General features: G+C 65.1%; 18 protein-coding genes. 9 read left to right on the top strand and 9 right to left on the bottom strand.

From position 1 onward, the window contains the following. Positions 1-4: 4 nt before the first annotated feature. Together WH265_RS19290 and serA are read right to left on the bottom strand one after the other, a co-directional pair. Positions 5-961, bottom strand: a complete 957-nt coding sequence (locus WH265_RS19290) for a TauD/TfdA dioxygenase family protein (RefSeq protein ID WP_339559363.1) — start codon at positions 959-961, stop codon at positions 5-7. Positions 962-1,153: 192 nt separating this feature from the next. Next, positions 1,154-2,383, bottom strand: a complete 1,230-nt coding sequence (serA, locus tag WH265_RS19285) for a phosphoglycerate dehydrogenase (protein WP_021026819.1) — start codon at positions 2,381-2,383, stop codon at positions 1,154-1,156. On the opposite strand from serA, the gene WH265_RS19280 reads away from it, so the two are divergent. The 6 genes from WH265_RS19280 to WH265_RS19255 all read left to right on the top strand — a co-directional run bounded on the left by WH265_RS19280 (position 2,349) and on the right by WH265_RS19255 (position 5,781). Further along, entirely contained in the window at positions 2,349-2,720 is a 372-nt protein-coding gene (locus WH265_RS19280; RefSeq protein WP_339559362.1) for a hypothetical protein, read from the top strand. The two genes, serA and WH265_RS19280, sit on opposite strands and share 35 nt — an antisense overlap. Then, positions 2,698-3,828, top strand: coding sequence for an alkene reductase (locus WH265_RS19275; protein WP_339559361.1), 1,131 nt, complete (start codon positions 2,698-2,700; stop codon positions 3,826-3,828). The genes WH265_RS19280 and WH265_RS19275 overlap by 23 nt, the downstream gene beginning before the upstream one ends. A 76-nt stretch (positions 3,829-3,904) precedes the next feature. Next, the gene (locus tag WH265_RS19270) at positions 3,905-4,480 is read left to right on the top strand and encodes a hypothetical protein (RefSeq protein ID WP_339559360.1); all 576 of its coding nucleotides are present in this window, start codon (positions 3,905-3,907) and stop codon (positions 4,478-4,480) included. Between the two features lie 12 nt (positions 4,481-4,492). Continuing rightward, complete coding sequence (locus WH265_RS19265) at positions 4,493-4,855, top strand: hypothetical protein (RefSeq protein ID WP_339559359.1); 363 nt, start codon at positions 4,493-4,495, stop codon at positions 4,853-4,855. Positions 4,856-4,949: 94 nt separating this feature from the next. Beyond that, entirely contained in the window at positions 4,950-5,180 is a 231-nt protein-coding gene (locus tag WH265_RS19260) for a hypothetical protein (RefSeq protein WP_021026822.1), read from the top strand. Between the two features lie 67 nt (positions 5,181-5,247). After that, positions 5,248-5,781, top strand: a complete 534-nt coding sequence (locus WH265_RS19255; protein ID WP_339559358.1) for a GNAT family N-acetyltransferase — start codon at positions 5,248-5,250, stop codon at positions 5,779-5,781. Between the two features lie 8 nt (positions 5,782-5,789). On the opposite strand, the gene WH265_RS19250 is transcribed toward WH265_RS19255, so the two are convergent. Genes WH265_RS19250 through pyrE form a run of 3 tightly spaced genes read right to left on the bottom strand, consistent with a single transcriptional unit; the run spans position 5,790 to position 7,806 of the window. After that, complete coding sequence (locus tag WH265_RS19250; protein ID WP_339559357.1) at positions 5,790-6,407, bottom strand: DNA-3-methyladenine glycosylase I; 618 nt, start codon at positions 6,405-6,407, stop codon at positions 5,790-5,792. Positions 6,408-6,422: 15 nt separating this feature from the next. After that, positions 6,423-7,067, bottom strand: a complete 645-nt coding sequence (locus WH265_RS19245) for a hypothetical protein (RefSeq protein WP_021026825.1) — start codon at positions 7,065-7,067, stop codon at positions 6,423-6,425. 40 nt (positions 7,068-7,107) lie between these two features. After that, a complete protein-coding gene (gene pyrE / locus WH265_RS19240; RefSeq protein WP_312990435.1) occupies positions 7,108-7,806 on the bottom strand; it encodes an orotate phosphoribosyltransferase in 699 nt (232 codons plus the stop codon). 10 nt (positions 7,807-7,816) lie between these two features. Here pyrE and WH265_RS19235 point away from each other — a divergent pair, with 10 nt between their 5' ends. Both WH265_RS19235 and WH265_RS19230 read left to right on the top strand, forming a co-directional pair. Next, on the top strand, positions 7,817-8,620 hold the full coding sequence (locus WH265_RS19235) for an exodeoxyribonuclease III (RefSeq protein ID WP_339559448.1): 804 nt from the start codon (positions 7,817-7,819) through the stop codon (positions 8,618-8,620). 63 nt (positions 8,621-8,683) lie between these two features. Then, the gene (locus WH265_RS19230) at positions 8,684-9,271 is read left to right on the top strand and encodes a hypothetical protein (protein ID WP_339559356.1); all 588 of its coding nucleotides are present in this window, start codon (positions 8,684-8,686) and stop codon (positions 9,269-9,271) included. A 6-nt stretch (positions 9,272-9,277) separates the two neighbouring features. On the opposite strand, the gene pntB is transcribed toward WH265_RS19230, so the two are convergent. The 4 genes from pntB to WH265_RS19210 form a co-directional block, all read right to left on the bottom strand. After that, a complete protein-coding gene (gene pntB / locus WH265_RS19225; RefSeq protein ID WP_339559355.1) occupies positions 9,278-10,687 on the bottom strand; it encodes a Re/Si-specific NAD(P)(+) transhydrogenase subunit beta in 1,410 nt (469 codons plus the stop codon). A 19-nt stretch (positions 10,688-10,706) separates the two neighbouring features. Further along, on the bottom strand, positions 10,707-12,374 hold the full coding sequence (locus WH265_RS19220; protein WP_339559354.1) for a Re/Si-specific NAD(P)(+) transhydrogenase subunit alpha: 1,668 nt from the start codon (positions 12,372-12,374) through the stop codon (positions 10,707-10,709). Positions 12,375-12,545: 171 nt separating this feature from the next. Next, positions 12,546-12,971, bottom strand: a complete 426-nt coding sequence (locus WH265_RS19215) for a cupin domain-containing protein (protein WP_312990373.1) — start codon at positions 12,969-12,971, stop codon at positions 12,546-12,548. Between the two features lie 80 nt (positions 12,972-13,051). After that, positions 13,052-13,888 carry an AraC family transcriptional regulator gene (locus tag WH265_RS19210; RefSeq protein ID WP_339559353.1) on the bottom strand — a complete coding sequence of 279 codons (837 nt, stop codon included), beginning with the start codon at positions 13,886-13,888 and terminating at the stop codon, positions 13,052-13,054. Between the two features lie 187 nt (positions 13,889-14,075). Here WH265_RS19210 and WH265_RS19205 point away from each other — a divergent pair, with 187 nt between their 5' ends. Beyond that, entirely contained in the window at positions 14,076-14,714 is a 639-nt protein-coding gene (locus WH265_RS19205; protein ID WP_339535864.1) for an MBL fold metallo-hydrolase, read from the top strand. Positions 14,715-14,781 lie beyond the last annotated feature (67 nt).

Genomic DNA, 14,781 nt, shown 5'->3' with positions numbered 1-14,781 from the left:
CTGCTCAGGCCGCTGCCGGCTCGCGCACAGTCAGGTCGACGCTGCTGCGGCCATCGACCGAGGTCGCCACGTCGCCGGTGACCGTCACGCGCCGCATCACGCGGTGGGCATCGGCATAGTCATTGATCGCGTAATGCTGGGTGGCGCGGTTGTCCCAGATGGCGACATCGCCCGGCTGCCAGTGCCAGCGCACGGTGTTTTCCAGGCGCACGATGCGCTCATGGAAGAGCTGCAGCAAGGCGGCAGACTCATTGCTGCGCAGGCCCTTGATGCGCTTGGCAAAGTGGCCCAGCAGCAGCGCCTTCTCGCCCGTCTCGGCATGCACATGCACCAGCGGCTGCTCGGACTCGATGGTCTTGCTGGTGAACACCTTGCGGTAGCTGGCGCGGCCCTGCGTCTCGGTCTGGCTGGCGGCTGTGTTCTGGCGGAAGTTCTCCGCATAGTCATAGTCATTGCCATGCACGGCCCAAAGCTGCTCGGCCAGCTGCTGCAGCGGCGCGGGCAGGCCTTCATAGGCGGCCACGGTATTGGCCCAGACGGTGTCGCCACCATGGCCGGGCAAGGTCACCGCGCGCAACACGCAGACCTTGGGGAAGACCGCTTTGAAGGTCACATCGGTGTGCCAGGAGTCGGCCCGGCCGCCGTGCTGCGAGTTGAGCTCCAGAAAGGCCGTGCCATCGGGGGCGGGCACGGTGGGGTGGGCCTCGATCTCGCCAAACAAACGGCCAAAGGCCTGGTGGCTGGCGTCATCGAGGTGCTGCTGGCCCCGGAAGAAAATCACCCGGTGCTGCAGCAGCGCTGCCTTGATCTGGGCAAACAGCGCCGGCTCCAGCGTACCCGACAGCGCCACCCCATGCACCACCGCGCCGATGCGGCCCGCCAGGGGCTCGATGTGCAGGGCAGTGGCTGCGGCGGCATCGGCCGCTGGGCTCAGGTGGCGAACATTGGTGATGGCATTCATGGGCGCTCCTCGTGGTCTGGCAATCGGGTTGAAGCCTTCATGCTAGGCAGCGGGGTGCGCCTCCACAACGACGCATTTCATGCATCGATATGCCAACAGCAGCTAAGAAAAAAGAGGCATAAGCCTCTTTCTTGGGTGTCTAAAGCCGCCCACTGCACCGATACCGCTGGGCGCGGTGCGGTGGGCGCAGCATCAGAACAGCACGCGGCAGCGGATGGTGCCGGCGATCTGGGCCAGCTTCTCCAGCGCCAGCGCCGACGATTCCTGGTCGATATCGATCACCACATAGCCGACCTTTTCATCGGTGCGCAGGTACTGGCCGGCGATGTTGATGCCGTTGTCGGCCAGCACCTGGTTGATGGCGGACAGGATGCCCGGGCGGTTCTCATGCACGTGCAGGATACGGTTCTTGCCAGGGTGCTCGGGCAGGGCCACTTCGGGGAAGTTCACGGCCGAGGTGGTGGTGCCGTTGTCGCTGTACTTGACCAGCTTTTCTGCCACTTCCAGGCCAATATTGGCCTGGGCTTCCATCGTCGAGCCGCCGATGTGCGGGGTCAGGATCACGTTGTCCATGCCGCGCAGCGGCGACTGGAACTCGTCCTTGTTGCTCTTGGGCTCGACCGGGAACACGTCGATGGCGGCGCCCAGCAGCTTCTTGGCTTGCAACGCCTGGGCCAGCGCGTCGAGGTCCACCACGGTGCCGCGCGAGGCATTGATCAAAATGCTGCCGGGCTTCATCGCCGCGATCTGGGCCGCGCCAATCATGTTGTGGGTCGAGGCCAGCTCGGGCACGTGCAGGGTCACGATGTCGGACTGCTCCAGCAAGGCGTTGAGGTTGGCGGCCTGGTGGGCATTGCCCAGCGGCAGCTTGGTGACCACATCATGGAACACAACCTTCATGCCCAGGCCTTCGGCCAGCACCGACAGCTGGGTGCCGATCGAGCCGTAGCCGACGATGCCCAAGGTCTTGCCACGGATCTCGAAGGAGTTGTCGGCGCTTTTCTTCCAGCCGCCCCGGTGCGATACCGCATTCTTCTCAGGAATGCCGCGCAGCAGCAGGATGGCTTCGGCCAGCACCAGCTCCGCCACGGAGCGGGTGTTGGAGAAGGGCGCATTGAAGACCGCAATACCGCGCTCGCGCGCCGCATTCAGATCGACCTGGTTGGTGCCGATGCAAAAACAGCCCACTGCCACCAGCTTGTTGGCCGCGGCAAACACATCGGCCGTCAGCTGCGTGCGGGAGCGGATGCCGACAAAGTGCACGTCGGCAATCTTGCGCTTGAGCTCTTCCCCCTCCAAGGCACCGGTCAGCGCCTCAACCTGGGTATAGCCCGCCGCCTGCAACACCTTGAGCGCGGAAGGGTGGATGCCCTCGAGCAGCAAGAACTTGATCTTCGATTTATCCAGCGATGTTTTGGTCATGAATGCGCGCTTTCTCTTTCACAAACGACTGCGGTCTGCCCACCAGGCTGCGATCGGCAGCTGGCAGACCCGGGTCGATCATGGCGCAGAACCTTTGCCATTACGCGTTGTCGGGTTGACCCTAGTACCCGGGGCTGCCCAGGCCATCTACCGGCAAATGCTGCTTTGCAGCATTGAAGCCCTTGATTTGCTTGGGATTGCGCCCGCCGGGCGCTTGGCCGACAGGGTCCGGGCTTCAACCCTGGCCTGCAAAGGGCTGGGCTGCGTGGTACAAAAAGCGGGTAAGCCCGTGATCCAACCACAAGGAGTTTTGCATGACAAGCACCGCAACCCATAACCTGTTTGAACCTGTGCAGGTGGGTGATTTGGAATTGGCCAACCGCATCGCGATGGCACCTTTGACGCGCAACCGCTCGCCCAAGGCGGTGCCCCAGCCGATGACTGCCACCTACTATGCGCAGCGCGCCAGCGCCGGGCTGCTGATCACCGAGGCTACCGCCATCAGCCACCAGGGCCAGGGTTACGCCGATGTGCCGGGCCTGTACGAGCAGGACCAGCTCGATGGCTGGAGCCAGGTGACCCGCGCCGTGCATGCCAAGGGCGGCAAGATTGTCTGCCAGCTGTGGCATGTGGGCCGTGTCTCGCACCGCCTGCTGCAGCCGGACCAGCAGGCCCCGGTGGCGCCCTCGGCCATCACCGCCAAGACCAAGACCTTCCTGATCGACCCTGCGACCGGCACAGGCCGCTTCGAGCCGACCTCCGAGCCGCGTGCGCTGGATGCCGAGGAGATCCCCGGCATCGTGCACAGCTTTGCTGCGGCCGCCCGCAATGCGGTCAAGACCGCCGGCTTCGATGGCGTTGAGATCCATGGCGCCAATGGCTACCTGCTCGACCAGTTCTTGAAGACCGGCGCCAATGCCCGCCGCGACGACTACGGCGGCTCGATCGAAAACCGCGCCCGCCTGACCTTGGAAGTCACCCGCGCGGTGATCGACGCGGTCGGCCGTGGCAAGGTCGGCATCCGGCTCTCGCCCGTCACCCCCGCCAATGGCATCGACGACGCCGATCCTCAAAGCCTGTTCACCTACCTGGCCCACCAGCTGGCGCCGCTGGGCCTGGCCTATATCCATGTGATCGAAGGCGCCACCGGCGGCCCGCGTGAAGTCGAAGGCCGGCCCTTCGACTACGAGGCCTTCAAGGCGGAATACCGCCGCGCCGGCGGCAAGGCCGCCTGGATGGTGAACAACGGTTATGACCGTGCACTGGCCGAGCAAGGCGTGGCCAGCGGCCAGGCCGATATCGTCGCCTTTGGCCGCCCCTATATCGCCAACCCCGACCTGGTCGAGCGCCTGCGCAGCGGCGCGGCACTGAACGAGGGTGATAACAGCACCTACTATGGCGGTGGCGAGAAGGGGTATACCGACTACCCGACCCTGGCGGGCTAAAACGGCTGGCACACGAGCGGCCTGGGCCTACAAAGACCTGGGCCGTGGCTTTACCGGATTTTGGTAGAGTGCGCAGATGCCATTGACTCCCCTCTTCCGCACCACGTTCTGCGTGCTGCTGCTCCCCGGCCTGGCCGCCTGCTCCAGCCTCTGGCCCTCCAAAAAAGAGGCCGAACCCGCGCCCCGCGCGCCCCAGCAGGCGGCGCCCAGCGACAAACCGGCACCGCAGGCCCCGGCGCCAGCGGCGGCCAGCATCAGCGAGGCCGACCTGGCAGGGGTCTGGGAATGCCAGTTCCAGATCAGCATGGGCAAGGACAGCGCCAGCTTTACCTACACCAACCAGTTCAACCCCGACCATAGCCTGCGCTCGCAGGCCTTTCTGGCCTATGACATGCCCAGCAGCGAGCAGCAGTACCGCTTTGTGCTGCAAGGCACGGGCCAGTGGCGCATGGACGGCAGCACCATCACGATGATCGTGCCCGAGGTGGTCAAGCAGGACCGCTCCGAGCACAAAAAGCCCGAGCTGATGCAAGACAAGGACCTGGTGCCCGAGGACTTGAGCGACACCTGGGCGGTGCAGGCCCACAAGGGCAAGAACCTGCGGGTGACCGTGGGCAGCCTGGCTGACTCCATGCTCTGCAACAAGGAATAAAGGCCGGGCCCCATGGATTCGCTGACCCTGGCCTTTTTGCCGCTGGCCCTGTGGTGGCCGGTGGCGGCAGGCCTGTCCTTGCTGCTGGTGCTCGCCGCCGTGCTGTGGATGTTTGTGCAAAACCGCCCTGCTAGGCAGCGCCCAGCCGCTGGCCGCCCCGCCTGGCTGCCCTGGGCCTTTGCGCTGTTTGCGCTGGCCTGGTGGGGCTTTGGCCTGGCGCTGGCCTTGTGGCCGCTGCGGGAGCTGGACGAGCTGGGCCAGTGGGCGCGCGCCAGCAGCTATGTGCTGGTGCCGCTGTGGATCGGCGGCGTTGCCTGGGTGGGCGCGCTCCTGGTGCAGCGCCTGTTGCGCAGCACGGCGGCGATGCGCGGCTAAGAACCTGTTCAAAGCACCGGTTTGGCGGCGATTGCCGATTGACAGCCGCCCCATTTGCGCCAAACTGGGGCCATGTTTGCACCGGAGGCCTGCCATGACCGATATCGACAGCATCAACCTCGACAAGCTGCGCAATATTGTGCAGAAGTTCACGCACCGTGACTTCACCGCCGCCCAGATTGCCGACGACTACTGGGATGGCGCTGCCGAGCAGATCGGTGCCAGCGGCGCGCAGTTTGAAGCCGTATTGCAGCGCAATGCGGCGCTGCTGGGTATACAGACCGTTGGCAGCCACCAGCCCGCCCGCTGGCATGTAGCGGCTTAACAGCTGTTTCACCACCCCCTCTTCCCTATCGCACAGCACCGCCGCCCAGCGGTGCTAGGCTTGCACCATGCTGCAGCCCGCCCGCCTCCATTTCCGCGATTTTTCCCCCGCTGACCTGTTTGTCGTCGCCCATGCGATGGGGGATGCGCGGCTGACCGCGTTCTACGGGCTGGAAACAGAGCACAGCGATGCCCGCGCGATTGCGCAGGAACAGCTCGATTGGTATGCGTCTGTCGCCAGCGAGGGCAGCGGCTGGTGGCAGGCGGTGCTGCTCGATGGCGCCGTGATCGCCGCCGTCGGCATTTACGACCATGACGACGAGGCCGACAGTGCCGATCTGGGCTACTGGCTGCTGCCCGACCATTGGGGCCATGGCTGGATGGACCAGGCGCTGCGCCAGTGGCTGCCCAGCGCCTTTGCGCGGCTGGGCTTGCACAGCGTGGTGGCCTATGTGGAACCGGAGAACGCGGCATCGACCCGGCTGCTGGCGCGCCTGGGCTTTTGCCATGAAGGGCTACTGCGCGACTGCAGCAAGCGCGATGGGCAATACGTATCGCTGCAGCGCTATTCGCTGCTGGTCAGCGAGCTATCGGCGCTGTAGCAGCAGACTCAAGGCGGCTGGCCATCCCGCACATGGCAGCCCTGCAGATGGTCATTGACCATGCCCATGGCCTGCATGAAGGCGTAGACCGTGGTCGGGCCGACAAACTTCCAACCGCGTTTTTTCAGGTCCTTGGACAGGGCGACCGCCTCGGGCGGCACACCCATCTGGCGCACGGCGTCCAAGGTGATGTGCTCGGGCCGGCTGCCGGGCGCCGGCGCAAAGCGCCAGAGATAGGCGTCAAAACTGCCAAACTCGCGCTGCACTTCGGCCAGGCGCTGGGCATTGTTGATCACCGCCTCGATCTTGCCCCGGTGGCGCACGATACCGGCATCGGCCAGCAGGCGCTGCACATCGTCGGCGCCAAACTGCGCGATCTGCGGGGCATCAAACTGTGCAAAAGCGGCTCTGAAGGATTCACGCTTGTTCAGAATCGTCAGCCAGCTCAGGCCCGCCTGAAAGCCTTCGAGGCAGATCTTCTCGAACAGGCGGCGGTCGTCATGCACGGGAAAGCCCCATTCATGGTCGTGGTAGTGCTGGTAGAGGGGCGAGGCCATGCACCAGCTGCAGCGCGCGCGCTGGTCATCGGCCAGCGCCAGGCCTGGGGCGAGGGAGTCAAGAGGCATGGGGCATGCGCGCGGCTACCTGGAAGCGGCCGGGGTCCAATAGGGTTTGAGGCTTTGGGCCTCTTCGTCAAAGCGCAGGTTGGTGGCCTTGATCTCGTCGTTGATCGTGGCGATCTGCTCGTCCACTTCCTTCAGGTCATGGCGGTTGCCATCGAGGCGCGCCTGCAGCGGGGCGGGCGCCTTGCTCGGGTCCTTCTTGTAGAACTCCATGTCCTGGTCGATCTTCTTGCGGTCTTCCAGCAAGAAGCTACGGCGCTCCTGCACGATGCGGATCTGGGCGCGCAGCACATCGACGGCCTCGCCCCGTTCGGCATCGTGCGCGGCCTTGGTCGGAAAACGCGTTGCCAGTGCCCGCTCACGGCGCTTGCCGTCGTTGGCGCGGTAGCGCTCTTCGGCCTCACGGCGCTGCTGGGCGGCCTGCTCGGCGCGCTCACGCTCGGAGTAGGTAGGCCCGACCGTGCGCACCGCACCGCCGGGCATGGTGACCTGCTGCTCACGGTCCGCGCAGGCGGCAATGGGCCGGTCCGCCGTCAGGCGGCGCCCACCCGCATCCACGCAGCTGTAGACCATGGTCGTAGACGGGGACTTTTGGGCATGGCTGGCGCCAGCGAGCATCAGCATCGCCATGGCCAAAGCAGCGGCACACCGGTCCTTGCGCATCGTCAGATCCTTATCATCCAAAACTATCGAATTCTAATAATCAATTGCCAACGCCATAACGTTCCCGGTACGCCAGCACCTGACTGTGGTGTTCACGCATCGAATCGGCTGCCGCGCCCTGGGCCAGAAAGGCCAGCAGGTCCTCCAGTTTGGCGATGGTGCAGACCTGCATGCCCAGCTGGTCACGCACATATTGCACCGCACTATGCGCCACATCCTTGCCATTCTCAGTGGCTTTTTCCTGTCTGTCCAATGCAATGGCCATGGCGTGGGGGATGGCGCCCGCGCCCTTGATCAGCGCAATCGATTCGCGCGCGGCGGTACCGGCCGACATCACATCGTCAATGATCAGCACCCGGCCCTTGAGCGGGGCGCCCACCAGGCTGCCGCCTTCGCCATGGTCCTTGGCCTCTTTGCGGTTATAGGCAAAGGGCACGTTCTTGCCCTGGCGCGCCAGCTCCACGGCCACGGTCGCGGCCAGCGGAATGCCCTTGTAGGCCGGGCCGAACACCATGTCGAATGCCACACCGCTGGCCAGAATCGCTTTTGCATAGAATTCGGACAGACGCGCCATCTTGGCGCCGTCATCGAACAAGCCTGCATTGAAGAAATACGGGCTGATGCGGCCGGCCTTGGTGGTGAACTGCCCAAAGCGCAGCACGCCCGCGTCCACGGCAAACTCTACAAAATCCTGCGCCAGCTGCGCATCCGCGCCTGACTGTGGGAGACTAACGACCATGACCCAATCCTTGTTCAAATTAACCAGCCTCAACCTCAACGGCATCCGCTCCGCTGCCACCAAGGGCGTGATCCCCTGGATTGAGACAACCCGGCCCGATTGTATTTGTGTGCAGGAAATCAAGGCACAGCAAGCGGATATGCTGGACAAGTTCGACGTCATCGATGAGATGAACGGGTATTTCCAGTTTGCCGAGAAAAAAGGCTACTCGGGCGTGGGCGTCTACACCCGCCATGCGCCCAGCGATGTGGTGATCGGCTTCTCGCCCAACGAGTTCGATGCCGAAGGCCGCTACGTGGAGCTGCGCTTTGACACGCCCACGCGCAAGTTCTCCATCATCAGCTGCTACTTCCCCAGCGGCAGCTCCGGCGAGATCCGCCAGGCCGCCAAGTACCGCTTTCTGGCCGAGCTGCACCCGCACCTGATGCGCCTGCGCGCCGAGCGCGACTTCATTCTCTGCGGCGATGTCAACATTGCCCACACCAATGCCGATATCAAGAACTGGCGCAGCAACCAGAAAAACAGCGGCTTTCTGCCCGAAGAGCGCAGCTGGATGACCCAGCTGCTGGAGAAAGAGACCGAGACCGGCGGCCTGGTCGATGTGTACCGCGTGCTGCAGCCCGATACCACCGATGCCTGCTACACCTGGTGGAGCAACCGGGGCCAGGCCTATGCCAACAACGTGGGCTGGCGCCTGGACTACCACCTGGCCACGCCCGCGATTGCCGCGCTGGCCCGCAGGGAGCATATCTACAAGGATGTGAAGTTCTCGGACCACGCCCCGATCACCATCGATTACGACTTCCAGCTGTAACCCTCCGGCCTGGCCCCTGCGTCCCAGGTGCCGGGAGCCCACAGCGCCCATCGGGAGACCTCCATGCGCATCACTGCAGCCCCTCTTCTTCTGGCCGGCCTGCTGGCCAGCACCGCCGCCTGCGCCAAGGATGCATCGGATTACAGCACGCAGGAGCTGGTGGAGGCGCTGACCCAGCGCCTGTCCAAGGTGCTGCTGGCAGGCCCTACACGGGATTCACCAGACAATACCGCCGCCATCATCGTGCTCGAAGGCAAGGCCCTGGCACTGGCACCCCGGCTGCAGTCCACCGCCACGATGCGGGTGCTGAGCCGGGAGCAGCTGGTGGCCGAGCAGCGCGCCAACTTTCTGATCATCTCGCAGCTGGGCCAGCAGGGCGCGGACATGCTGGTCGACTACGAGACGCCCAACAATGCCTCGTTCGGCACCTTGCGCATCCAGGACAAGGAGGGCAAGCTGGTCTTCAAGGCCGAAGACACCTACCGCAGCAGCAGCGGTGCGCGCGCAACCTATGCGCGCCTCTACGGCGGACTGCCCTGCCGCCATGGCAGCGAGATGGCCTACCGCTTCAACTATGCCGACCGCTATGCCCGCAGCGGCGAGTGCCCGGTAGCGCGCTTTCCCAGCAGCGATTCGGCCTTTGAATGGTAAGAGCGCTCAGCTTTTGAGCGTCGCCAGCACTTCATCGAGCATCTGCTTGGCATCGCCAAACAGCATGCGGTTGTTGTCCTTGTAGAAAAGCGGGTTGTCCACGCCGGCGTAACCGGTCGCCATCGAGCGCTTCATCACGATCGACTGGCGCGCCTTCCAGACCTCCAGCACCGGCATGCCGGCAATCGGGCTGGCCGGGTCGTCCTGCGCGGCCGGGTTCACGATGTCATTGGCGCCAATGACCATGGCCACATCGGTGTCGGGAAAGTCGTCATTGATCTCGTCCATCTCCAGCACGATGTCATAGGGCAGCTTGGCCTCGGCCAGCAGCACATTCATGTGGCCCGGCATGCGGCCAGCGACCGGGTGAATCGCAAAGCGCACCTCGACGCCGCGCTCACGCAGGGTGCGGGTGATCTCGTTGACGGTGTGCTGGGCCTGGGCGACTGCCATGCCATAGCCCGGCACGATGACCACGCGCTTGGCCTCGCGCAGCATCTCGGCGGTTTCGGCCGCCGTCACCGCCACCACCTCACCCTGGGGCACCACGCCCGCCTGCCCCGCCGGCGTAGGCGCGCCACTGCCAAAACCGCCAGCGATCACGCTGATAAAGCTGCGGTTCATCGCCTGGCACATGATGTAGCTCAGGATCGCACCGGACGAGCCCACCAGCGCGCCGGTGACGATCAGCAGGTCATTGCCCAGCATGAAGCCCGTGGCCGCTGCGGCCCAGCCCGAATAGCTGTTGAGCATGGACACCACCACCGGCATGTCGGCCCCGCCAATGGCCATCACCATGTGCACGCCAAACAGCAGCGCGATGGCAGTCATCACCAGCAGTGCCAGCATGCCCAGGCCCAGCGATGCGCTCTGCACAAACCAGCAGCCCAGCGCGACCACCACCACCAACCCCAGCAGGTTGAGCAGATGCCGGCCCGGCAGCAGGAGCGGCTTGCCACCAATGCGGCCATTGAGCTTGCCAAAGGCCACCAGCGAGCCTGAGAAGGTGACCGCGCCAATGAGAATGCCGATATAGATCTCGGCCGCATGGATGGCCTTCTCGGCACCTTGCAGCGGATGAGAGGTATCGACATAGCTGGCAAAACCCACCAGGCAGGCGGCCAAGCCGACGAGGCTGTGCATCAGCGCCACCAGCTCGGGCATCTGGGTCATCTTGACCCGCTTGGCGGCATACAGGCCGATGCCGCCGCCCAGCACCAGCGCGATGACAATCGCCACGACGCCGGACTGCGAGACGCGCGGACCAAAAATGGTCACCAGCACCGCCAGGCCCATGCCCAGCATGCCCAGCAGATTGCCGCGCCGCGCGGTCTCGGGGTGTGACAGCCCGCCCAGGCTGAGGATGAACAAGATGGCAGCGCCCAGGTAGGCGACGGTGGCAAGGCTTTCGGTCATGCGGTTCTACCTCGGTGGCCTATTTGCGGAACATGGCCAGCATGCGGCGCGTGACCGCAAAACCACCAAACATATTGATCGCCGTGAGCACCAGCGCCACAAAGGCCAGTGCGCCGATCAGCAGCCCCGGCCGGTCGGAGCCCACCACGCCCGGCGGCGCCATCTGCACCAGCGCGCCAATGGCGATGATGCTGGAGATCGCATTGGTCACGCTCATCAGCGGTGTGTGCAGCGCGGGCGTCACGTTCCAGACCACCATGTAGCCGATAAAGCAGGCCAGCACAAACACCGTCAGATGCCCCAGGAAGGCCGCCGGCGCATGGGCGCCAATGAGCCAGAAGAGCAGTGCCAGCACCGCAAAGATGATCGCCAGGCTGCGCGCCGGCAAGGGGCTACCGGCGCCATGGCCGTGGCCGCGCTTTTTGGCCGCCGCCGGGCTGGCTGCTGCAGTGCCCGCAGCCCCCACAGTAGCCGCTGCCGGCTTGGCCACGGGCGCGGCCGCCAGCGCAGGCGCGGGCCAGCTGATGCTGCCCTGGTACACCACCGTCAGGCCCCGGATCGCATCGTCCTCCATGTCCACCAGCGCATGCCCATCCTTGGCCTTGCACAGCTCCTCGGTCAGGCGCAGCAGGTTGTTGGCATACAGGGTGGACGACTGCGCCGCCAGGCGCGAGGCCAGGTCGGTGTAGCCCACAATCGTCACGCCGTGGCGCACCACGGCCTCACCGGGCACCGTCAGTTCGCAGTTGCCGCCCTGCTCGGCGGCCATGTCCACAATCACGCTGCCGGGCTTCATCGCCTGCACCATCTCGGCGGTGATCAGCCGGGGCGCGGGCTTGCCGGGGATCAGGGCCGTGGTGATGATGATGTCGGCCCATGCGGCCTGCTGCGCATACATCTGGCGCTGCGCCGCCTGAAAGCCCTCGCTCATCACCTTGGCGTAGCCGCCACCACCAGCGCCCTCTTCGGCATAGTCCACCGGCACAAAGGTGCCGCCCAGCGACACCACCTGGTCGGCCGCTTCGGCCCGCGTATCGTTGGCGCGCACCACGGCGCCCAGGCTGACCGCTGTGCCAATCGCCGACAAACCAGCCACCCCTGCTCCCGCAATAAACACCTGCGCCGGCGGCACCTTGCCCGCCGCCGTGATCTGGCCGTTGAAAAAGCGCCCAAAGGCATGGGCCGCTTCGACCACCGCCCGGTAACCGCTGACGCCCGCCATCGAGGTCAGCGCATCCATCTTCTGCGCGCGGCTCAGGGTGCGCGGCAGCGCATCCATGGCCAGCACCGTCAGCCCCTTGGCCGCCAGCTGCGCCATCAACGCGGGGTTTTGCGCAGGCCAGACAAAGCCGACCAGAATCTGGCCGGCATGCATCCATTCGACCTCGTCGGGCGTCGGTGGCCGTACCTTGAAGAGTATGTCAGCCCCCGCCCAGATCGCTGCGCTGGGCAGCACCTGGGCGCCCGCTGCGCGGTAGGCCTCATCGCCAAAGCTGGCAGCGGCGCCAGCGCCTGCCGCCACGCTGACGCGAAAGCCCAGCTTGACCAGCTTCTCCACCACCGCAGGCACGGTGGCCACGCGCTTTTCACCGGGAAATATCTCGCGCGGCACCCCTATGCATTGCGGGTTTGCTGGCGCTGGCTGCGGCGCCGCTGCTGCGGACGTCGGTGACAAGGTGCTGGACATGGATGCGCGCTCCTGGTTCAGGGATCAACTCGCTTGCAGAGCGCCGGTGTGCCCGGCCATGCCTGCAGCGCTGAACTCCTTGTATCACGGGCCAGCGGTTTGGGCTACGCGCATTTTTGCCTAGGGCCTTGCATATCTACTATGCAAGTCATGTCCATGGCTGGGCCGCGATCAGATCCAGAGATCATTCGCCACCGTACGCTCCCCCGCCTCCCCATCCCCCGTATTCGCCACCCCACGCGGCTCGATCAGCAGCAGCTGGACCTCGGCCTGTGCAAAGGGTTTGTGCTCCAGGCCTTGGGGGATGACGGCCATCTGGCCGGCCTGCAGGTGGATGGCGCGGAGGCTGCCGCTGGCGTCGCGCAGGTCGATGCGCAACTCGCCATCGAGGACGATAAAGGTTTCATCGGTGTCGCTGTGCTGGTGCCACAAAAATTCGCCGGCGATCTTGACGAGCTTGAACTGGTAGTCGTTCATCTCTGCGACCACGCGCGGCTGCCAGTGGCCCTGCAGCAATGCGATCTTGCCCAGCAGATCGATGGACTGGCCTTGGCCACGGTGGCTTGGAGTGGGAAATGTTTCGGTAGATGCTGGCATGGTCTTGCTGGATAGGTTGAAAACAGCAGCCAGCTTAAGAATGCACCGCCCAAAAGTATTGAACGTTTGTGGGCAAGCGTTCAGCGGCGCGATGCCTGGCGCATGACCTGCAGCCAGCGCCCCGGGGTGATGCCAAAGGTTTTCAGAAAATGCCGCGTCATATGGCTTTGGTCGGCAAAGCCGGCGTCCTGGGCAGCATCGGCCAGCGACAGGCCCGCCAGCAACCCGCGCCGCAGGGCATCGAGCCGGCGCATGGTGAGGTAGCGGTAAGGGCTGGTGCCGTAGAACATGCGGAAATCATGCGACAGGCTCCAGCGGTCGCGGCCGGTAGCCGCTTCCAGCGCATCGAGTGCTACCCCGCTGCTGGCATGGGCCAGCAGGTAGTCACGCGCACGGTGTGCGGCCTGGTAGTCGCCCTTGGCTTTGGCGCGCCTTGTGCCGGGCCCGCCGGTGGCAGCGGCCAGCGCATGGGCCAGCTGCGCCAGCGCATCGCTTTGCTCCAGCGGCTCGACCGTATCGTCCACGCCTTGCAGCAGGGCCTCGGCAGCGGCCGATATAGCCGGGTCGTTGGTGATACCGCCCTCCAGAAATGGCAGCGCGCTGCCGCCCAGAATGTCCTGGATCAGCGCGGGCTCCACATAGACCATGCGGTAGCGAAAGCCCTCGTCCGTGCCGGCCTGCCCGTCATGCGCTTCGTCGGGATGCAGCACCAGGGTGCTGCCGGCCAGGCTGTCGCGCCGGCCGCGCCGGTAGTGAAAGCTCTGCACGCCCGCCAGGGTGCGCCCTATCGCATAGGTGTCGTGGCGGTGCATCGCGTAGGCATTGCCCTGGAACCAGGCCTCGATGCGCTCCATGCGGTCGGAAGGCGGGCTGCGCAGCACCCAATCCGAACGTGGCAAGGCAGGGGGGCGGGGCATCAAGAATCCAGACAGGTGGTGAAAGCAGGGGGCGAAGTGCTGATTCTACAAACCATCCTCCAAGCGGCACCCACTTGCAGCGCCGAACCCCGCCCAGCTCCAAGCCCACCACAGCTTGCCGCACAATAGCCGTATTGCGCCCTGCACACGCCAGCCCTGTGCGTGGCCGCCAGCCCCCACACCAACCATGCTCCACTACCACACGATTCCCGTCACCGCGTTTCAGCAAAACTGCTCCCTGGTCTGGTGCGACCAGCAGATGGAGGCCGCCGTTATCGATCCCGGCGGTGATCTGGAGCGCATCGAAGCGGAGATCGCGCGCCTGGGTCTGCAGCTCCAGGCCATCTGGCTCACCCATGCGCATATCGACCATGCCGGTGGCGCCGGGGCGCTGGCCGAGCAGCGCGGCCTGCCGATCATTGGCCCGCACCCCGGCGACCAGTTCTGGATTGATGGCCTGCCCCAGCAAAGCCAGATGTTTGGCTTTCCGCCTGCGCAAAGCTTTACGCCCACGCGCTGGCTGCAGGATGGCGATACGGTCAGCATCGGGCAGGAAACCCTGCAGGTGCGCCATTGCCCGGGCCACACCCCCGGCCATGTGGTCTTCCATGCGCCGCAGATCACGCGCTGCTTTGTGGGTGATGTGCTGTTTGCCGGCAGCATTGGCCGCACCGATTTCCCCCAGGGCAACCACCAGCAGCTGATCGACTCCATCACCCAGCGGCTGTGGCCCATGGGCGATGCGACGGTGTTCATCCCCGGCCATGGCCCCGAGAGCAGCTTTGGCCGTGAGCGCCAAAGCAACCCCTATGTGGGCGGCACCTGATCCCAGATCAGCACTTGAACGCCAAAGGCCAGCGGCATGCCGCTGGCCTTTTTTACATGGCGCGCCG

Source organism: Comamonas sp. MYb396, assembly GCF_037479555.1.
Classification (GTDB): domain Bacteria; phylum Pseudomonadota; class Gammaproteobacteria; order Burkholderiales; family Burkholderiaceae_C; genus Comamonas.
The sequence above is the reverse complement of the archived record's forward strand: the minus strand, read 5'-3'. Positions and strand labels throughout refer to the sequence as shown.